The sequence below is a fragment of the Acidovorax sp. Leaf160 genome, assembly GCF_001424265.1.
Classification (GTDB): domain Bacteria; phylum Pseudomonadota; class Gammaproteobacteria; order Burkholderiales; family Burkholderiaceae_C; genus Paracidovorax.
This window is the reverse complement of the sequence record NZ_LMOV01000009.1, coordinates 27,275-46,226: the sequence shown is the minus strand read 5'-3', so window position 1 is coordinate 46,226 and position 18,952 is coordinate 27,275. Positions and strand designations below refer to the sequence as shown.

General features: G+C 70.5%; 15 protein-coding genes. 12 read left to right on the top strand and 3 right to left on the bottom strand.

What is annotated here, in order from left to right; all coding sequences use genetic code 11:
• The first annotated feature begins 5 nt into the window (after positions 1-5).
• The 3 genes from ASF94_RS05840 to ASF94_RS05830 all read left to right on the top strand — a co-directional run bounded on the left by ASF94_RS05840 (position 6) and on the right by ASF94_RS05830 (position 2,300).
• Entirely contained in the window at positions 6-998 is a 993-nt protein-coding gene (locus tag ASF94_RS05840; RefSeq protein ID WP_056662952.1) for a tripartite tricarboxylate transporter substrate binding protein, read from the top strand.
• 70 nt (positions 999-1,068) lie between these two features.
• Positions 1,069-1,566, top strand: coding sequence for a hypothetical protein (locus ASF94_RS05835; RefSeq protein WP_056662950.1), 498 nt, complete (start codon positions 1,069-1,071; stop codon positions 1,564-1,566).
• 92 nt (positions 1,567-1,658) lie between these two features.
• A complete protein-coding gene (locus ASF94_RS05830; protein WP_056662947.1) occupies positions 1,659-2,300 on the top strand; it encodes a YitT family protein in 642 nt (213 codons plus the stop codon).
• Positions 2,301-2,349: 49 nt separating this feature from the next.
• On the opposite strand, the gene metG is transcribed toward ASF94_RS05830, so the two are convergent.
• The 3 genes from metG to ASF94_RS05815 all read right to left on the bottom strand — a co-directional run bounded on the left by metG (position 2,350) and on the right by ASF94_RS05815 (position 7,048).
• On the bottom strand, positions 2,350-4,443 hold the full coding sequence (gene metG, locus ASF94_RS05825) for a methionine--tRNA ligase (protein WP_056662944.1): 2,094 nt from the start codon (positions 4,441-4,443) through the stop codon (positions 2,350-2,352).
• A 94-nt stretch (positions 4,444-4,537) separates the two neighbouring features.
• Positions 4,538-6,289, bottom strand: a complete 1,752-nt coding sequence (gene poxB / locus ASF94_RS05820; RefSeq protein ID WP_056662941.1) for a ubiquinone-dependent pyruvate dehydrogenase — start codon at positions 6,287-6,289, stop codon at positions 4,538-4,540.
• A gap of 183 nt (positions 6,290-6,472) precedes the next feature.
• The gene (locus tag ASF94_RS05815; RefSeq protein WP_056663061.1) at positions 6,473-7,048 is read right to left on the bottom strand and encodes a restriction endonuclease; all 576 of its coding nucleotides are present in this window, start codon (positions 7,046-7,048) and stop codon (positions 6,473-6,475) included.
• A 141-nt stretch (positions 7,049-7,189) separates the two neighbouring features.
• Between ASF94_RS05815 and apbC the strand changes: the two genes are divergently transcribed.
• The 9 genes from apbC to ASF94_RS05770 all read left to right on the top strand — a co-directional run bounded on the left by apbC (position 7,190) and on the right by ASF94_RS05770 (position 18,854).
• A complete protein-coding gene (apbC, locus tag ASF94_RS05810; RefSeq protein ID WP_056663058.1) occupies positions 7,190-8,281 on the top strand; it encodes an iron-sulfur cluster carrier protein ApbC in 1,092 nt (363 codons plus the stop codon).
• A 43-nt stretch (positions 8,282-8,324) separates the two neighbouring features.
• Positions 8,325-9,269: a LysR substrate-binding domain-containing protein gene (locus ASF94_RS05805; protein WP_056662938.1), complete on the top strand. Its 945-nt coding sequence runs from the start codon at positions 8,325-8,327 to the stop codon at positions 9,267-9,269.
• 266 nt (positions 9,270-9,535) lie between these two features.
• A complete protein-coding gene (locus ASF94_RS05800; protein WP_056662935.1) occupies positions 9,536-11,188 on the top strand; it encodes an OFA family MFS transporter in 1,653 nt (550 codons plus the stop codon).
• Positions 11,189-11,310: 122 nt separating this feature from the next.
• Positions 11,311-13,614 (top strand): FdhF/YdeP family oxidoreductase, encoded by a 2,304-nt coding sequence (locus tag ASF94_RS05795; RefSeq protein ID WP_056662932.1) that lies wholly within the window; start codon positions 11,311-11,313, stop codon positions 13,612-13,614.
• 326 nt (positions 13,615-13,940) lie between these two features.
• Positions 13,941-14,762, top strand: coding sequence for a formate dehydrogenase accessory sulfurtransferase FdhD (fdhD, locus tag ASF94_RS05790; RefSeq protein ID WP_235505280.1), 822 nt, complete (start codon positions 13,941-13,943; stop codon positions 14,760-14,762).
• 59 nt (positions 14,763-14,821) lie between these two features.
• Positions 14,822-15,421, top strand: coding sequence for a DUF3305 domain-containing protein (locus ASF94_RS05785; RefSeq protein WP_056662930.1), 600 nt, complete (start codon positions 14,822-14,824; stop codon positions 15,419-15,421).
• Positions 15,411-16,199 (top strand): DUF3306 domain-containing protein, encoded by a 789-nt coding sequence (locus tag ASF94_RS05780; protein WP_056662928.1) that lies wholly within the window; start codon positions 15,411-15,413, stop codon positions 16,197-16,199. Before ASF94_RS05785 ends, ASF94_RS05780 begins: the two co-directional genes overlap by 11 nt.
• Positions 16,159-18,225 carry a 4Fe-4S binding protein gene (locus ASF94_RS05775; RefSeq protein ID WP_056662925.1) on the top strand — a complete coding sequence of 689 codons (2,067 nt, stop codon included), beginning with the start codon at positions 16,159-16,161 and terminating at the stop codon, positions 18,223-18,225. Before ASF94_RS05780 ends, ASF94_RS05775 begins: the two co-directional genes overlap by 41 nt.
• Positions 18,222-18,854, top strand: coding sequence for a molecular chaperone (locus ASF94_RS05770; RefSeq protein WP_056662923.1), 633 nt, complete (start codon positions 18,222-18,224; stop codon positions 18,852-18,854). The genes ASF94_RS05775 and ASF94_RS05770 overlap by 4 nt, the downstream gene beginning before the upstream one ends.
• The last annotated feature ends 98 nt before the right edge of the window (positions 18,855-18,952 follow it).

The window sequence follows — 18,952 nt, the reverse complement described above, 5'->3', positions numbered from 1 at the left end:
AGGACATGACCCCCTTCCAACCATCGCGGCGCCACCTGGCCGCGGGCCTCGCGGCGCTGTGCCTCGCGCTCGCCGCCGGCGGTGCCTCGGCCCAGGCGGACTACCCCAGCAAGCCCATCCGGCTCATCGTGCCCTTCGCCCCGGGCGGGGTGACCGACACCGGCGCCCGGGTGGTGGCCGAGCGCCTGGGCAGCCGGCTGGGCCAGCAGGTGGTGGTGGACAACCGGCCGGGCGCCTCCGGCAACATCGGCACGCAGATGGGCGCTGCCGCCGCGCCGGACGGCTACACCCTGGTGGTGGGTTTCGACGGCACCATGGTCATCAACCCGCATGTGTTCGCCAAGGTGCCGTTCGACACGCTGAAGGACTTCGCGCCCGTCGGCAAGATCGGTGACGCGGCGCTGGTGATCGTGACGCATCCGTCGGTGCCGGCGAAGGATTTCCAGTTGCTGGTTGCCTATTCCAAGGCGCAGCCGGGCGGTGTCTCGTACGGCAGCGCGGGCACCGGCAGCACGCCCCACCTGGCAGGCGAGCTGCTGCGCGTGCGCACCGGGGCGAACTTCGTGCACGTGCCCTACAAGGGCGGCGGCCAGGCGCTGGCCGACGTGGTGGGCGGTTCGCTGCCCATGCTGTACACGGCGGTGGCGGGCGCCTATCCGTTCATCCAGCGCGGCCAGGTGCAGGCCATTGCCGTGTCGAGCGCCCAGCGGCTGCCTTCGCTGCCCAACGTGCCGACGGTGGCCGAATCCGGCGTGCCGGGCTTCGAGGTGAATTCCTGGATCGGCATCCTGGCGCCGGCCCGGACCCCGGCGGCCATCGTCGATCGCCTGCAGCGCGAGCTGCATGCCGTGGTGCAGTCGCCCGACATCAAGGAGCGGCTGGCCTCCCTCGGCATCCTGGCCTCGGGCAACACGCCGGCGCAGTTCCGCGCCGAGATGGAGGCCGACCTGCGCAAATACGGCGACGTGGTGAAAGCCGCGAACATCCGCTCCGACTGAACCCCGGCTCCTCTATAGTGGCTCCCGGCCGCCCGAGGGGGCGGCATGCGTCGGGAACAGGAGAGACGGCATGGCAATGGGACGGTGGGGCGCTGCGGTGGTGGCCGCGATGGCGGTGGCGGGCTTGGGCGGCTGCGACCTGCAGCGCATCAGCGAGCTGCAGGTCGGCACATCGACGGAGGCCGACGTGCGCTCGCGCTTCGGTGAGCCCGAGCGGGTGTGGGACGAGCCGGGCGGCGCCCGCACCTTCGAATACAACCGCCAGCCTGCCGGTGCGGTCAACTACATGATCACCATCGGCCCCGACGGCCGCATGAGCGCGCTGCGCCAGGTGCTGACGCCCGCGGAATTCGCCCAGATCACGCCGGGCATGACGGTGGACGAGGTGCGCCGGCGCCTGGGCAAGCCCATGAAGACGATGAGCTTCGCGCTCAAGGGCGAAACGGAATGGGACTGGCGCTGGAACGACGGCGGTACGCGGCCGATGATCTTCACCGCCGTGTTCGGCGGCGACGGGCGCGTGCTGCGCACGGCCAGCGTGGAGGAGATCCCGCAGGGCGGACGCTGAGCGCAGCGCGCCGGCTGGCGCGGGGCTTGCATGCGCCGGGCGCGCCCGCCTTGGGCGGCCAGGGGGCCCACCCCTCCTTCTTCGCACCCACCATGCCTACAGACTCCACGCCCCCGACGGCGCCCGCGCGCCCCGCCGACTCGCTGCGCCACGGCTACTACGAGGACGCCCAGGCGCTCTTCGCCGGCACGCTCTTCGTGGCCATGGCGCTCATGCTGTTCGGCCAGGCGGGGCTGCTCATCGGCAGCACGGCCGGGGTGGCCTTCCTGCTGCACTACGTGACGGACATTTCCTTCGGCAAGATCTTCTTCGCCATCAACCTGCCGTTCTACTGGTTCGCCTGGACGCGCATGGGCCGGGAGTTCACCGCCAAGACCTTCCTCTCGATCGCGCTGCTGTCGGGGCTGACCGAGCTGTTCCCCCACGTCATGCACGTCGATTACCTCGACCCGCTGTTCGCCGCCGTGCTCGGCGGGCTGCTGCTGGGCACCGGCTGCCTGTTCCTGGCGCGGCACCGCTCCAGCCTGGGCGGTGCGACCATTCTTTCGCTCTATCTGCAGCAAAGCCGCGGCATCCGGGCCGGCAAGGTGCAGATGGCGATCGACTGCGTGGTGGTGCTGCTGGCGCTCTTCGTCGTGCCGCCCGACCGGGTGGCCTACTCGGTGCTGGCGGTGCTGGTGATGAGCGGCTTTCTCTGGATCAGCCACCGCCCCGGGCGCTACGTGGGGCATTGAGGGCGCACGTTCCGGCGTTCCTGCCCGAACGCCTTGGCGGCTGCGGCGGTCAGCGCACGCGCATGCCAGGCGTGGCGCCGGGCAGGGGTTCGAGCACGTAGATGCCGGGCTGGGCCTTCTCGTCGCCGTGGCTGGCGGCCAGCACCATGCCTTCGCTGATGCCGAACTTCATCTTGCGTGGTGCCAGGTTGGCGACCATGACCGTGTGCTTGCCGATCAGGTCGGCCGGCTGGTAGGCGCTGGCGATGCCGCTGAAGACGTTGCGCGTCTTGCCTTCGCCCACGTCCAGCGTCAGGCGCAGCAGCTTGGTGGAGCCCTCGACCGGCTCGCAGTTCACGATCAGCGCGATGCGCAGGTCGATCTTGGCGAAGTCGTCGATGGTGATGGTGGGCGCCAGCGCCTCGCCGCCGGGAAGGGCTGGTGGTGCTATGGTTTCAGTAGCTGCCTGCGCAGGCGCTGCCTGGGCTGGAGCCTCGAAAAGCGCTTCGAGCTGCTCCGGCGTGACCCGCTGCATCAGATGCTGGTAGGGGGCGATGGCCTGCACGTCGCCCGCCACGCTCCACTGCTGCATGCTCTGGCCGACGAATTGCTCCACTGCCAGCGACAGGCCCGGCAGCACCGGAGCCAGGTAGCGCGTCAGCGCCGCGAAGGCGTTGACCAGCACCGAGCAGACCTGGTGCAGCGCCAGGTTGTTGGCCGGGTCCTTGGCCAGGTCCCAGGGCTTGTTCTGGTCCACATAGGCGTTGACCCGGTCGGCCAGCAGCATGATCTCGCGCGTGGCCCGGCCGTATTCACGCGCCTCGTACATCTGCGCGATGGCGTCGCCCGCGCCGCGCACGTCGGCCAGCAGGGCGCCACCCGCGTCGCCGAAGTCGCTGGTCAGGCGGCCCTCGAAGCGCTTGGTCAAAAAGCCGGCCGCGCGGCTGGCGATGTTGACGTACTTGCCGATCAGATCGCTGTTGACCCGCAGCATGAAGTCTTCGGCGTTGAAGTCGATGTCTTCGTTGCGTGCGCTGAGCTTGGCCGCCAGGTAGTAGCGCAGCCACTCGGCGTTCATGTCCAGCTTCAGGTACTTGAGCGGGTCCAGGCCGGTGCCGCGGCTCTTGCTCATCTTCTCGCCGTTGTTCACGGTGAGGAAGCCATGCACGAAGACGTTGTCGGGCGTCTTGCGGCCGCTGAAATGCAGCATGGCGGGCCAGAACAGCGTGTGGAAGGTGACGATGTCCTTGCCGATGAAGTGGTACTGCTCCAGAGAGGGGTCGGCCATGTAGGCGTCGTAGTTCTCGCCGCGCTTTTCCAGCAGGTTCTTCAGCGACGCCAAGTAGCCCACGGGCGCATCCAGCCAGACGTAGAAGTACTTGCCCGGCGCGTCCGGGATCTCGATGCCGAAGTAGGGCGCATCGCGGCTGATGTCCCAGTCGCCCAGGCCTTCGCTCTGCGTGCCATCCGGGTTGGTGCGCACGCTGAACCATTCGCGGATCTTGTTGGCCACTTCAGGCTGCAGCTTGCCGTCCTGCGTCCACTGCTCCAGAAACTCCACGCAGCGCGGGTCCGACAGCTTGAAGAAGAAGTGCTCCGAGCTTTTCAGCTCGGGCTTGGCGCCCGAGAGGGCCGAGAACGGCTCGATCAGGTCGGTGGGCGCATAGACGGAGCCGCAGACCTCGCAGTTGTCGCCGTACTGGTCCTTGGCATGGCACTTGGGGCACTCGCCCTTGATGTAGCGGTCGGGCAGGAACATGTTCTTCTCGGGGTCGAAGAACTGCTCGATGGTGCGCACCTCGATCAGGCTGCCGTCCGCGCGGTCGCGCAGGTCGCGGTAGATCTGGCGGGCCAGCTCGTGGTTCTCGGGCGCGTCGGTGCTGTGCCAGTTGTCGAAGCTGATGTGGAAGCCGTCCAGATACTGCTTGCGTCCTGCGGCGATGCCGGCGACGAACTGCTGGGGCGTCACGCCGGCCTTTTCCGCCGCGATCATGATCGGGGCGCCGTGCGTGTCGTCCGCGCCGACGAAGTTCACCGCATGGCCGCGCATGCGCTGGAACCGCACCCAGATGTCGGCCTGGATGTATTCCATGATGTGGCCGATGTGGAAGTTGCCGTTGGCGTAGGGCAGTGCGGTGGTGACGAAGAGCTTGCGTGCGGACATCGGGGGCGGGCTTTCTGGAGGGCGTCTGCGCCGGCCGAGGGGCCGGCGGGGCGGAACGCGCGATTTTAAGACCCCGCCCGCCGCCCGCTGCCGGTCACCGGCGGCGCAGCAGGTTGGTCTTGGCCAGTTCCACCAGCTCGTCGCCCCGGCCGTTCATCACGGCGCGCGCCGCGTAGAGGCTGAAGCCCTTGACCTGCTCGGCCTTGATCTTGGGCGGCAGCGACAGCTCCAGGGGATCGACCGCCACGTCCACCAGCGCGGGGCCGTCGTGCGCCAGCGCCTGGGCGATGGCGGCCTCCAGCGCGTCCGAGCGGGTGACGCGCAGGCCGAGGAAACCCATGCCGCCGGCGATGGCGCTGAAGTCGGGGTTGCGCAGCGACACGTTGGTGTCGAGAAAGCCTGCCGCCTTCTGCTCCATCTGCACGAAGCCGAGCACGCCGTTGTTGATCAGCACGATCTTGATCGGCAGCTGCATCTGCACGGCGGTGAGCATGTCGCCCATCAGCATGGCCAGCCCGCCGTCGCCCGACAGCGAGATCACCTGGCGCCCCGGCCGCGCCGCCTGGGCGCCCAGCGCCTGCGGCATGGCGTTGGCCATGGAGCCGTGGTTGAACGAGCCGATCAGCCGGCGCCGGCCGTTCATGCGCAGGTAGCGCGCCGCCCAGATGGCGGGCGTGCCCACGTCGAAGCTGAAGATCGCGTCGTCGGCCGCCAGCCGATCCAGCGTGGCGGCGACGAACTGCGGGTGCAGGGGCTGGTCGCCGCTGCGGGGCGAGGCCAGGGCGTCCAGGTCCTGGCGGGCGCTCTGGTAATGCTCGCGCGCCTTCTCCAGAAAGGCGGTGTCCCGTCCCGGCTCGATCAGGGGCGCCAGCAGGGTGGCAGCCTCGCGCACGTCGGCCACCAGGCCCAGGCGCAGCTGGACGCGCCGGCCCAGTGCTCCCGGGTTGCGGTCGATCTGCGCCACGGCGGCGTCTTCGGGGTAGAAGTTGCGGTAGGGAAAGTCGGTGCCCAGCATCAGCAGCGTGTCGCATTCGCGCATGGCGTGGTAGCCGGACGAGAAGCCGATCAGGCCGGTCATGCCCACGTCGCAGGGGTTGTCCCACTCCATGGTTTCCTTGCCGCGGAAGGCGTGGACGACGGGCGCGGCCAGGGCCTGCGCCAGGGCCACCACCTCGTCGTGCGCGCCTTGCGTGCCGGCGCCGGCCAGGATGGTCACGGCCTTGGAGCCGTTCAGCAGCTTCGCCAGTTCGGCCAGGGCCTCGGGGTCGGGCAGCAGCCGCGCCGGTGCCGGCTGCGCGAAGTGGGGCCGCGCGCCTTCGGGCGCATCGAGCGTGCAGACGTCGCCCGGCAGCACCAGCACCGCCACGCCCCGCTCGCCGATGGCCGTGCGCATGGCCCGGTGCAGCAGCTCGGGCAACTGGTGGGGATGCTGCACCATCTCGCAGAAATGGCTGCACTCGCGGAACAATTCGGTGGGGTGGGTTTCCTGGAAATAGCCCAGGCCGATCTCGCTGCTGGGAATGTGGCTGGCGATGGCCAGCACCGGCTGGTGGTTGCGCTGGCAGTCGTAGAGCCCGTTGATGAGATGCAGGTTGCCCGGCCCGCAGCTGCCGGCGCACACGGCCAGCTGGCCCGTGACCTGGGCCTCGGCCCCGGCGGCGAAGGCGCCGGCTTCTTCATGGCGCACATGCATCCAGTCGATGCCTCTGTGGCGGCGCAAGCTGTCGTTGACGGCGTTGAGGCTGTCGCCGGTCACGCCCCAGATGCGGCGCACTCCGGCGTCGGCGAGCGTCTCCACCAGCAGGTCGGCGACGGACCTGGATTTCGGCGATCCAAAAATACCCATGACGGCAGGCTCCTGTTGCGTGGCGTTGTCGCAGGAGTATTCAGGGTTAACCCTTGCCCTGGCTGCCATCCTTTGCCGCGTTCCAGGGTCAGCGGCCGGCAATCGGGCCGACTCGCCCATGCCCCTACCCCGGCGCTCCCCGGCCCGTGCCGGCGCGGTGGCGCCAAGGCGCCGCGGGGGGTGTCAGCGGCCGGCCGCAGGAGCCTTCGACAGCAGCACGGCGAGCGCGTCCGATTCCATCAGCACCAGGCCGTTGTCCCGGGCGAAGTCGCGGGCGTTTTCGCTCACCTGGCCCTGCAGCGCCACATAGACGCCGGCGGAGGCCTGCTGCGCCTGCACGGCGGCCTGCAGTTCGCGCAGCGGCTCGGCGCCGTGGGTGGCGGCCTTCCAGCGGCGGGCCATGACCAGCAGTGTCTGGCCGCCGCGTTCCAGCCGCAGGTCGGCCGGCTGCCCGTTCAGGCGGCTGACGGTATGGCCCTCGGCCTGCCAGGCGCGTTCCAGCGCGGCGGAGAAGTCGCGCCAGGGCATGGCGGCGGCGGAGGCCCGCACCGCTTCCACCTGCGCCGCGCTGGGCGCGCGCCATTGCCGCCACGCCGCCATGCTGCCCACGACGACCAGGGGCAGCACGCCCACCGCCGCGAACGGCGCCAGATGGGCCGGCAGCAGCGCGCCGCACAGCAGCGCGATGGCGGCCGCCGCGGCGAAGCTGATCCACCACGGCGAGCGCAGCAGGATCGCGAACAGGGAATTGGGGGCCATCTTGAATTTCACGGGGCGGTCTCTGGGAAGCAGGGTCGGGGGAGGGGCGGTGGCGCGGAGATGCGCGGCGGGATTGTCCCGCAGGCCGGCAGGGGCGCGGGCCTTCGATAGACTACCCGACCCACAGGAGTGAAGAACAGCATGGCAGTCACAGAACAGGGCCTCTTGGCGGCGCTCGCGCAGGTGCGCGACCCCCATACCGGCAAGGATTTCGTCTCCACCCGCGCGCTGCGCAACGTGCAGATCAACGGCGCGGACGTCGCGTTTGACGTGGAGCTGGGCTATCCGGCCAAGAGCCTGGTGCCCGAGTTGCGGCGCCAGTTCGTGGCGGCGGCCCGGGCCGTGCCGGGCGTGGAGAACGTCTCGGTGCAGATCGCCAGCAAGGTCACGGCCCACGCCGTGCAGCGCGGCGTGCAGCTTCTGCCGCAGGTGAAGAACATCATCGCCGTGGCTTCGGGCAAGGGCGGCGTGGGCAAGAGCACCACCGCCGCCAACCTGGCGCTGGCGCTGGCCGCCGAGGGTGCCAGCGTGGGCGTGCTCGACGCCGACATCTACGGCCCCAGCCAGCCCATGATGCTGGGCATCAGCCGCCGCCCGGAAAGCGACGACGGCAAGACCATGGAGCCGCTGGAAAACCATGGCGTGCAGGTGATGTCCATCGGCTTCCTGATCGACCAGGACGAGGCCATGATCTGGCGCGGACCCATGGCCACCCAGGCGCTGGAGCAGCTGCTGCGCCAGACCAACTGGAAGGACCTGGACTACCTCATCATCGACATGCCGCCCGGCACCGGCGACATCCAGCTCACGCTGAGCCAGCGCGTGCCCATGACCGGCGCGGTCATCGTCACCACCCCGCAGGACATCGCCCTGCTGGACGCCAAGAAGGGCATCAAGATGTTCGAGAAGGTGGGCGTGCCCATCCTCGGCATCGTCGAGAACATGGCCGCCCACGTGTGCAGCCAGTGCGGCCATGTGGAGCACATCTTCGGCGCCGACGGCGGCAAGAAGATGGCGGCCGAATACGGCATGGACTACCTGGGCGCGCTGCCGCTCGACATGTCCATCCGCCTGCAGGCCGACAGCGGCAAGCCTACGGTGGTGGCCGACCCGGACGGCGAGGTCGCCCAGATCTACAGGAAGGTGGCGCGCGACGTGGCGGTGAAGATCGCCCAGCAGGCCAAGGACTTCTCGTCCAAGTTCCCGAGCATCTCCATCAGCAAGGACACCTGAGGCACAGGGCCGCGCCCCGTGGGCGCAGCCCGGGCAACGCTCCATGAACCTGCTGGCCGCCATGCGCTATCTCGTCGCCCTCGACGAGCACCGCCATTTCGGCCGCGCGGCGCAGGCCTGCCACATCACGCAGCCGGCGCTGTCGAATGCGCTGCGGGCGCTGGAGCAGGAATTCGGCGTCGTGATCGTGCAGCGCGGCCGCGCCTTCGCCGGCCTCACGCACGAGGGGGACGCCGTGGTGGCCGCCGCGCGGCGCATGCTGCACGACACCGAGGTGCTGCGCCGCGAACTGCGCAGCACCGAGGCATCGCCCCAGGGCCGTCTGCGCATGGCGGCCACGCCCACGGCCATCCCCTTGCTGACGCGCTTCGCCGTGCAGTTGCGCACGCGGCACCCGGGCATCCAGCCGGTGGTGCTGTCCATGAGTTCGGTCGAACTCGAACGCGGGCTGGAAGACCTCTCGGTCGACCTGGCGCTGGGCTACAGCGAGCGCATGCAGGCCCGGCAGGCGCAGCTGCGCTCGTGGCCGCAATGCAGCGAGCGGTACTACCTGGTGCGCCGTGCCGCGCAGCCGTCGCAGGAGCGCATGCGCATCGGCGAGGCCATCCCCTGGGCCGAGGCCGGCCGGCTGCCGCTCTGCCTGCTCACGCCCGACATGTTCAACCGATCCATCGTGGACGACGCGCTGCGGGCAGCCGGCGTGCAGCCGGTACCCGCCATCGAAACCAACTCGGTGCTGACGCTGGTGCTCAGCGTGCAGTCCGGCGACGTGTGCAGCGTGCTGCCCGGTGCCCTGGTCGCCGCTTCGCGGCATGAGCGTTCGCTGGAGGCGCTGCCCCTGGTGTCGCCCGACATCCGCACTCCCATCGGCTTCATGACGCAGCGCGGCCCCCGCTGGTCCCGCGCCCTGGAGGGGGCTGTCGCCCTGCTGGAGCAGCCCGCGTGGCGTGACGAGGTGGCGGCGAGCAGCGGCATGCTCGAAGCCTGAGCCGCCGGGGTGCCCGGCCCTGCCCAGTCAGGGCGGCCTGGGCGGCCTGGCCGGCGGTCCGGGCAAGTTGCCCCGGCACCTGTGTTCCGCCGTGCATACATTCAGCCGTTGAATCGTCCCATGCGTCGATTCCATTTGACGATACGGCAGATACATTCAGACACTGCGCCCCGGCTTTGACGTGGGTCAAGCATCAACCAACAGGGGGCGCGCAGGGCGTGCTCCTTCTAGCAAAGAGAGCGTGTTCGATGGCTGCTGCATCAGCGATGGCTGACAAGGTCCCGGGGGCGGCCCCCGGTTTTCTCGACAAGGAACGCATCATTGCGGGTCCCGGCTTCAACCGCTGGCTGGTGCCGCCTGCGGCCCTGGCGATTCACCTGTGCATCGGCATGGCCTACGGCTTCTCGGTGTTCTGGCTGCCGCTGTCCAAGGCGCTGGCCACCGCCGGCACGGGCGCGGCCTGCCCGAAGGAGATGAGCTTCTTCGCCGAGCTGTTCGCCACCGGCTGCGACTGGCGCGTGGCCACGCTGGGCTGGATGTACACGCTGTTCTTCGTCTTCCTGGGCTGCTCGGCAGCGCTCTGGGGCGGCTGGCTGGAACGTGCCGGCCCGCGCAAGGCGGGCGTGGTGTCGGCCCTGTGCTGGTGCGGCGGCATGCTGCTGTCGGCGCTGGGCATCCACCTGCACCAGTTCTGGCTGATGATCCTGGGCTCGGGCGTGATCGGCGGCATCGGCCTCGGGCTGGGCTACATCTCGCCGGTGTCCACGCTCATCAAGTGGTTCCCGGACCGGCGCGGCATGGCCACCGGCATGGCCATCATGGGCTTCGGCGGCGGCGCCATGATCGGCTCGCCCCTGGCGGTGGACCTGATGAAGCACTTCGCCACGCCGACCGACGTGGGCGTGATGCAGACCTTCGTGGTCCTGGCGCTCGTGTACTTCGTGTTCATGATGGCCGGCGCCCTGGGCTACCGCGTGCCCGCCACGGGCTGGAAGCCGGCCGGCTGGACGCCGCCGCCGTCGTCGGCCAACACCATGATCACGCAGCGCCACGTGCACGTGAAGCGGGTCTGGGGCATTCCCCAGTTCTGGCTGGTGTGGGTGGTGCTGTGCATGAACGTCAGCGCCGGCATCGGCGTGATCGGCATGGCGTCGCCCATGCTGCAGGAAGTGTTCGGCGGCGGCCTGATCGGCGTGCCGCAGAAATTCGGCGAACTGGACAAGGCGCAGCTGGCCGCCATCGCGGCGGTGGCGGGCGGCTTCACCGCGCTGCTGTCGCTCTTCAACATCGGCGGCCGGTTTTTCTGGGCCAGCCTCTCCGACAAGCTCGGCCGCAAGATGACCTATGTGGTGTTCTTCGTGCTGGGCGCGTTGATGTACGCGAGCATTCCGAGCTCGGCCAGCGCCGGTCACAAGCTGCTCTTCGTGGGCGCGTTCTGCATCATCCTGTCGATGTACGGCGGCGGCTTCGCCACCGTGCCGGCCTACCTGGCGGACCTGTTCGGCACGCAGTTCGTCGGCGCCATCCACGGCCGCCTGCTCACCGCCTGGGCCACCGCCGGCATCCTCGGGCCGGTGGTGGTGAACTACATGCGCGAATACCAGCTGGGCCTGGGCCTGCCGCGCGAGCAGGTCTACAACCAGACCATGTACATCCTGGTGGGCATGCTGGCGATCGGCCTCGTCGCCAACCTGCTGGTGCGGCCGCTGGCCGACAAGTGGTTCATGAGCGACGAGGAACTGGCCCGCGAAAAGCAGCTGGCGCACGAGAAGAGCGTGGCGGCGGAAGTGGGCGGCGGCAGCGGTGCGGGCGGCGCGACCAGCCCGGTGCTGGTGGCATTCGCCTGGCTGGCCGTCGGCATTCCGCTGTGCTGGGGCATCTACAAGACGCTGGGCAGCGCCGCCAAGTTCTTCCAGTAAGCGCGCCCGGACAGGAACGGCGCCGACACCGCAGCGCCGCCCGCCCCCCTACGATGCGACCGGACATGGCCGCGACGGCGGGCGCCCACGAGCAGCATCACCACCGCAGCCAGGAGACCAGGATGAAACAGGAAAAGATCGAGTTCTACAAAGGGCCGGCGGGTGGCTGGGGTGCGCTCAACAGCGTGAAGAACGCTCTGCTGCGCCAGGACATTCCCGTCAAGGGCGCCAAGACCCTGCTGTCGGCCAATCAGCCGGACGGCTTCGACTGCCCGGGCTGTGCCTGGCCCGATCGCAACCATGCTTCCACGTTCGAATTTTGCGAGAACGGCGTGAAGGCCGTGGCGGCCGAGGCGACGGCGCGCCGCGCCGGCCCCGGGCTGTTCGACCAGTACACCGTCGCCGAGCTTGCGCAGCAGAGCGACTTCTGGCTGGAGGACCAGGGCCGCCTGACGCACCCGATGGCCTATGACGCGGCCAGCGACCTCTACCGCCCCATCGCCTGGGACGACGCCTTCGCGCTCATCGCGCGCCACCTCAACGCCTTGCCCGACCCCAACCAGGCGATCTTCTACACCTCGGGCCGTGCCAGCAACGAAGCGGCGTTTCTGTACCAGCTGTTCGTGCGGCAATACGGCACCAACAACTTTCCCGATTGCTCCAACATGTGCCACGAGCCGAGCGGCAGCGGCATGCGTCCGCAGATCGGCGTGGGCAAGGGCACGGTGACGCTGCAGGACTTCGAGCACGCGGACGCCATCTTCATCTTCGGCCAGAACCCCGGCACCAACCACCCGCGCATGCTGGGCGAGCTGCGCGAGGCCCACAAGCGGGGCGCCCGCATCGTGAGCTTCAACCCGCTGCGCGAACGCGGGCTGGAGCGCTTCGCCGACCCGCAGGACAAACTGGAGATGGCGACGCTGGGCTCCACGCCCATCAGCACGCACTACTTCCAGCTGCGCGTGGGCGGCGATCTGCCGGCGGTCAAGGGCATCATGAAGCACGTGCTGGAACAGGAAGACCTGCGCGGCGGCGTGCTCGACCGCGGCTTCATCGAGCAGCACACCACCGGCTTCGACGCCATGGCGGGCAACCTGCGGCGCGAGTCCTGGGCCCTGCTGGAGGAAGAGTCGGGCCTGACCGAGGCGCAGATGCGCTCGGCGGGCGACATCTACCTGGGCGCGCGCAGCGTGATCGCCTGCTGGGGCATGGGCATCACCCAGCACAAGCATGCGGTGGACACCATACAGGCCATCGTCAGCCTGCTGCTGATGCGCGGCAACATCGGCCGCGAAGGCGCAGGCCCCTGCCCGGTGCGCGGCCACAGCAACGTGCAGGGCGACCGCACCATGGGCATCTGGGAAAAGCCGCCCGCCGCGCTGCTGGACAAGCTGCGCGACGTGTTCGGCTTCGAGCCCCCGCGCGAGGACGGCGTGGACACGGTGGAAGCCATCCGCCTGATGGGGGAGGGCCGCGGCAAGGTGTTCTTCGCCCTGGGCGGCAACTTCGCCGCGGCGACGCCCGACACCCATGCAACCTGGCAGGCGCTGCGCCGCTGCGACCTGACGGTGCATGTGACGACCAAGCTCAACCGCAGCCATGTGGTGCACGGGCGCGAGGCGCTGATCCTGCCCTGCCTGGGGCGCACCGAGATCGACATGCAGGCCAGCGGCCCGCAGGGCGTGACGGTGGAGGATTCGATGAGCATGGTGCACATCTCCACGGGCATCAACCCGCCGGCGTCGGAACACCTGCTGTCAGAGCCTGCCATCGTGGCGCGGCTGGCCGCAGCCACCCTGGCGGGGCGCAGCGCCGTGCGCTGGCACTGGCTGGTGGAAGACTATGCGCGCATCCGCGATCTGATCGAGCAGGTGTTCCCCGACTTCCAGGACTTCAACCGGCGCGTCGCCCAGCCGGGCGGCTTTCGCCTGCGCAACACGGCGAGCGAGCGGGTCTGGGCCACGGCCTCCGGCAAGGCGAGCTTCCACGCGCCAGTGGTGCCGCAGGACACGCCCTCGCACCAGGCCCGCGCCCGGCTGAAGGACTCCATCGTCTTCACGCTGCTCACCACCCGCTCGCACGACCAATACAACACTACCATCTACGGCATGGACGACCGCTACCGGGGCGTCTACGGCCAGCGCCGGGTGGTGTTCATCCATGCGGCGGACATCCGCGCGCTGGGCCTGCAGGACGGCGACTGGGTGGACATCCAGACCGTCTGGGCCGACGGGCAGGAACGCCGGGCCGATGGCTTCAAACTGGTGGCCTACGACATTCCGCGCGGCAACCTGGCGGCCTACTACCCGGAAACCAACCCGCTGGTGCCGCTCTCGGCCGTGGCCGACGCGGCCGGCACGCCCACCTCCAAGTCCATTCCCGTGCTGCTGCTGCCGCACAGGGCCTTGCAGGCCGCGGCCGCGTGACGGTGCCTTCCGCTCCCTTGGACGACGGCACGGGCGAGCCGCTGCACCTGCGGATCCTGCAGCGCCTGGCCGAGGACGATGCCGCGGCCGGTGTGTCGCTGCCCCGGCTGGGCAAGTCGCTGGGGCAGGGCGCGAGCGTGCTGATGCGCGAGCTGAGCCGGATGGGCGACGCGGTCATCGGCGGCAGCGCCGGCCCGGGCTGGGCCCGGCTGGAGCAGGCCGACGGCCGGTGGACGGCGCACCTGACCGCTGCCGGCCGCGCCTGGCTGGGCGCGCAGGCGCGGCCGGAAGCCGAGGTGGCCTGCCCGCCGCTGGCCGTGCACCGGGTGCGCGTGTTCGGCGAGCCCGGCGCGCCGCCCGAAGGTGTGGACCGCAACGACACCCTGGCGGCGGAAATCCCGGTCGCGCTGGTGTTCAACGGCCTCTCGCATGCGGTGATGATGGCCACGCCCGAGCGGCTGGAAGACTTCGCCCTCGGCTTCGCACTGAGCGAAGGCATTCTGGACAGCGCGGCCGACTGCCGAGGCATCACGCTGCAGGCGGTGGATGGCACCGTGGCGCAGCTGCCGGCCGGCGTGCCCGGCATCGAGGTGCATCTGGAGATTTCGGCGCGCTGCTTCGAGCGGCTGCGGCACCGGCGGCGCAGCATGGCCGGTCGCACGGGTTGCGGCGTGTGCGGCGTGGAAAGCTTCGCCGCGCTCGACCTGGAGCCGGCGCGGCTGCCGGCCCGCGACTGGCTCGCCCGCGTCGATCTGCCGCTGGTGCTGCGCGCCATGTCAGGCCTGCATGACCTGCAGCCGCACAACGCGCAGGCCGGCGCCCTGCATGCCGCCGGCTGGGCGGGCCTCGACGGCCGGCTGCAACGGGTTTGCGAAGACGTGGGGCGGCACAACGCGCTCGACAAGCTCATCGGCGCGCTGGCGCGGACGCAGGGCCTGGGACAGCCGGGCTTCGTGGTGCTGACCAGCCGCGGCAGCCATGAGCTGGTGCGCAAGTGCGCCCGCGTGGGGATCTCCGCGCTGGCCACCATTTCCGCCCCCACCGCCACCGGCGTGCAGGTGGCCGAGCTCGCCGGCCTGCGGCTCTGGGGCCTGGTGCGGGCGCCCCGGGGGGTGCTGTATGCCCCCGGGGGCGCCGCGGTGGCGTGAGCCGGGCCGGCGCAACCGCGGGCAGCGCCGGGAATTGCCTGCGCGGGTACAGTGCCCGCATGTCTGACCGCCCCACCATCGACGTTGCCGTGATCATGCGGCGTGTATACCTGGACAACCGCTGGCAGCCCTGGCGCTGGGAGCTGGTGGACGTGGTGCCCGCGCAGGCCGCGTTCGGCAGCGGCGCGCGGCTGCTGCGCGAAGACGCGACCGAGCAGCGCTGGCTGTTTCCCGGCTTCCAGGCGGCGCTGTTCCGCGACGACGCCGAGGGTTACCACCTCAACCTCAGCTCGCCCGCGCCCTGCTGGTTCGTGCACTGGCGGCTCGACGAAGCGTCCGGCGACGATGGCCACGCGCTGGCCCGCCCGGTCGATGTCAGCCTGAGCTACCACGACGCCGGCCGCTGGCTCGACGCGCAGGAGAACGTGGACCAGGTGCCGGCACCCGAGGAGGTGCGCGCCTGGGCGCAGGCCTTCGTGGACGAGCACTATGTGGCCGAGCCCAAGCGCCGCCGCCGGCCCGACAGCTTCAGGCCGCTGACCGACCGCTTCGGCAACCCGGCGTCGGTGTCCACCGACAAGGACCGGCGCGGCGGCGGGGCCGGGCAACCGCCGGGCCACGCACCGGCTGCCGCGCCGGGAGGCCGCCATGGCGGATGAGGGCGGCTTCCTCGGGCGCTGGTCGCGGCGCAAGCAACTGACCCGCGAGGGCGCGGCCTTGCCCGATGCGGCGCCCGTGGCCCAGCCTGCACCGGCCTTGCCGGCCGGCGCCGGGGCGCCTGTGGCGGTGGCCGTGGCCGCGCCTGCACATCCCTCCGCGAGCGCGACCCCGGTCGCACAGCCGCCTGCGCCCCCCACGCTGCAGGACGTGGCGGCGCTGGGCCGGGAGTCCGATTTCTCGCCGTTCGTGTCCCGTGCGTTGTCGCCCGAAGTGCGCAACGCCGCCATGCGCAAGCTCTTCACCGACCCGCACTTCAACGTGATGGACGGGCTCGACGTCTACATCGACGACTACTCGCTGCCGGACCCGTTGCCGGCCGGCATGCTGGAGCAGCTCGCCAGCGCGCGCAGCATGGGGCTGGTGGGTGGCGGCCCGGACGACGGCGATGCAGGCAGCGGGTTGGGCGGGGCGCCACCGGCAGGCACCGGGAGCGCAGCCAACGAGGCCGAAGGGCCCGCAGCCGCCGACCTGCCGGACATGCCCGACCGCGGCGCCGGGGATGTAGGGGCACTCCCCGCGCCGCAAGGCGGGGATGTGGCACAGTCCCGCGTATGCAACGCCATTCCTAGCCAGCCTGCGCCGGCGGCTGCGCCGCCGTCCAGCGCGGCCGCTGCCGGGGCGCATGCCAGCCAACCACCTGATGTCCAAGACGCTGATATGCGATTGCAACCGGACCATGCCGCTCGACTCCCGGGCGCTGGGCGCGGTGCTTCATGAGGAGCTGACGCTCCATTCCACCCTGTGCCGGCGTGAAGCCGGCGCGTTCCAGCAGGCCGTGCGCAGCGGCGACGAAGTCATCGTCGCCTGCACGCAGGAGCGGCGCCTGTTCGGCGAACTGGCCGAGCAGACCGAAGGCGCCGTCTCGCCGGTGCGCTTCGTCAACATCCGCGAAACCGGCGGCTGGAGCCAGGACGCGCGCGGCGCCAGCCCCAAGCTCGCCGCCCTGCTGGCGGCGGCCCGGCTGCCCGAGCCCGAGCCGGTGCCCACGGTCACCTTCCGCAGCGCGGGCCGGCTGCTGGTGATCGGCCCGGTGGATGCCGCCGAGCGGGCGGCCGCCCTGGTGGGCGACGTGCTCGACGTGACCGTATTCACACAAGGCCCCGGTGCGGCCGGCGGCGCGCAGGAGCGACGCTACCCCGTGCTGGGCGGTCGGCTGCTGTCGCTCAAGGGCTGGCTCGGCGCGTTCGACGTGGAATGGGTGGCCGACAACCCGATCGATCTCGACCTCTGCACGCGCTGCAATGCCTGCCTGTCGGCTTGCCCCGAGAACGCCATCGGGCTCGACTACCAGATCGACCTGGCCGCCTGCACCGGGCACCGTGCCTGCGTGAAGGCCTGCCAGGTGGCGGGCGCGATCCAGTTCGACCGGGTTTCGGCGCCGCCGCGCACCGAGCGGTTCGACCTGGTGCTCGACCTGCGCCCCGGCGCGGCCACGCCCACCTTCGCGCAGCATGCGCCGCCCCAGGGCTATTTCCGCTGGGACGGGCAGGACGCCGCCGTGCTGCTGCGCCTGCGCGATCTGGTGGGTGAATTCGAGAAACCCAAGTTCTTCACCTACCGGCAAAAGCTCTGCGCCCACAGCCGCAACCAGGAGGTCGGCTGCAGCGCCTGCATCGACATCTGCTCGGCCGAGGCTGTGCGCAGCGACAAGTCGCGCCAGCAGATCCAGGTCAACCCGCACCTGTGCGTGGGCTGCGGCGCCTGCACCACGGTGTGTCCCACCGGCGCGCTGTCGTATGCCTACCCGGCCGCTCCCGACCAGGGCGCGAAGATCCGCACGCTGCTGGGCACCTACGCCGCCGCCGGCGGCGGCCGGGCGACGCTGCTGCTGCACAGCCAGGAGCGCGGCCAGCAACTGGTGGAGGAGCTCGGCCGCGCCGCGCGGCTGGGCACCGCCCACGGCGTGCCGGCCCAGGTCATTCCGATGGCGCTCTGGCATACCGCCAGCCTGGGGCTGGACGTCTGGCTCAGCGCCGTCGCCCAGGGCGCCGCGCAGGTCGTGGTGCTGGTCACGGCCGAAGAGGCGCCGCAGTACCTGGACGGGCTGCAGGCGCAGATGGACGTGGCGCAGGCGATCCTGCAGGGCCTGGGCTATGCCGGCAGGCACCTGCAGCTGGTGCGGGCCACGAGCGTCGCCGATCTCGATGCCGCCTTGAAGGGCGTGGTGGCCGCGCGCACGCAGGGCCCCGCCGTGCCCGCGCGCTTCGCCGTCGCGGCCGACAAGCGCAGCACGCTCGATCTCGCCATCGACCACCTGGTGGCGCAGGCGCCCGCCGCCGCGGCCCTGCCGACGGCCATTGCGCTGCCCCCGGCCAGCCCGTTCGGCGACGTGGTGGTGGACACAGCGCGCTGCACGCTCTGCCTCAGCTGCGTCAGCGCCTGCCCGGCGAGCGCGCTGCAGGACAACCCCAACGCACCGCAGCTGCGCTTCGTCGAGAAGAACTGCGTGCAGTGCGGCCTGTGCGCCACCACCTGTCCCGAGGACGCCATCAGCCTGGTCCCGCGCCTGCTGCTGACGCCCGAGCGCGCCCAGCCGCGCGTGCTGAACGAAACCCCACCCTGGGGCTGCGTGCGCTGCGGCAAGCCCTTCGGCACGCTCAAGGCGATCGAGGCCATGCTGACCCGTTTGTCGGGCCATCCCATGTTCCAGGGCGAGGCGCTGGAGCGGCTCAAGATGTGCGGAGACTGCCGCGTGATCGACCTCTATTCCGCGCAGAACGAATCGAAAGTGACCCACCTGTGAGCGCCACCGCCACCCTGTCCGCACCCCCCACCGCGTCGGCGCTCGACGAAGAGACCGCGCGGGCCGAAATCTACGGGCTGCTGGCGCAGCTCTATTACGCGCCGCCTGCGCCAGCGTTGCTGGGCGCGATGCGCGTGGCGCCGACCGAGGCGCCCGCCCAAGGCGCGTTTCTGCAGGAGCCCTGGCAGCAGCTGGTGGGTGTTGCCCGCGCCATGACCGACACGGAGGTCGCGCAGGAATACGAGCGGCTCTTCGGCGGCGTGGGCAAGCCCGAGGTCTACCTGTACGCCTCCCACTACCTGAGCGGCTTTCTCAACGAGAAGCCGCTGGCGCGGCTGCGCGCCGACCTGGCCCGCCTGGGGCTGGGGCGGGGCGACGACATGCCCGAAACCGAAGACCACGTGGCCTACCTCAGCGAAGTCATGCGCTACCTGATCGCGGGAGAAGACGGCGGCGTATGCCATCTGGAGTCGCAGCGCCAATTCTTCGCCGACCACCTGCGGCCCTGGGTCGCGCAGCTGTGCGACACGCTCGGTGGCCACCCCCAGGCGCGCTTCTATGCGTCGCTCGCCGGGTTCACCGCCGCCTTCGTGGCGGTGGAGACCCAGGGCTTCGACATGTTGGAGTGAGTTGTCAGCCGGCGCCGCCAAAGCGCACCAAGCCAGTCAAGAGTCGTTGCGACGCTGCAGTCGATGCCCTAGACTGTATGCAAGTGTTTTCATAACTA

Excerpts from the sequence above, each read along its gene's own strand:
- apbC (WP_056663058.1), top strand. The coding sequence starts at position 7,190 with ATGGCAGTCACAGAACAGGGCCTCTTGGCGGCGCTCGCGCAGGTGCGC.
- ASF94_RS05785 (WP_056662930.1), top strand. The coding sequence starts at position 14,822 with ATGTCTGACCGCCCCACCATCGACGTTGCCGTGATCATGCGGCGTGTA.
- ASF94_RS05830 (WP_056662947.1), top strand. The coding sequence starts at position 1,659 with ATGCCTACAGACTCCACGCCCCCGACGGCGCCCGCGCGCCCCGCCGAC.
- metG (WP_056662944.1), bottom strand. The coding sequence starts at position 4,443 with ATGTCCGCACGCAAGCTCTTCGTCACCACCGCACTGCCCTACGCCAAC.
- ASF94_RS05775 (WP_056662925.1), top strand. The coding sequence starts at position 16,159 with ATGCCGCTCGACTCCCGGGCGCTGGGCGCGGTGCTTCATGAGGAGCTG.
- ASF94_RS05780 (WP_056662928.1), top strand. The coding sequence starts at position 15,411 with ATGGCGGATGAGGGCGGCTTCCTCGGGCGCTGGTCGCGGCGCAAGCAA.
- ASF94_RS05805 (WP_056662938.1), top strand. The coding sequence starts at position 8,325 with ATGAACCTGCTGGCCGCCATGCGCTATCTCGTCGCCCTCGACGAGCAC.
- poxB (WP_056662941.1), bottom strand. The coding sequence starts at position 6,289 with ATGGGTATTTTTGGATCGCCGAAATCCAGGTCCGTCGCCGACCTGCTG.
- ASF94_RS05800 (WP_056662935.1), top strand. The coding sequence starts at position 9,536 with ATGGCTGACAAGGTCCCGGGGGCGGCCCCCGGTTTTCTCGACAAGGAA.
- ASF94_RS05835 (WP_056662950.1), top strand. The coding sequence starts at position 1,069 with ATGGCAATGGGACGGTGGGGCGCTGCGGTGGTGGCCGCGATGGCGGTG.
- ASF94_RS05795 (WP_056662932.1), top strand. The coding sequence starts at position 11,311 with ATGAAACAGGAAAAGATCGAGTTCTACAAAGGGCCGGCGGGTGGCTGG.
- ASF94_RS05840 (WP_056662952.1), top strand. The coding sequence starts at position 6 with ATGACCCCCTTCCAACCATCGCGGCGCCACCTGGCCGCGGGCCTCGCG.
- ASF94_RS05815 (WP_056663061.1), bottom strand. The coding sequence starts at position 7,048 with ATGGCCCCCAATTCCCTGTTCGCGATCCTGCTGCGCTCGCCGTGGTGG.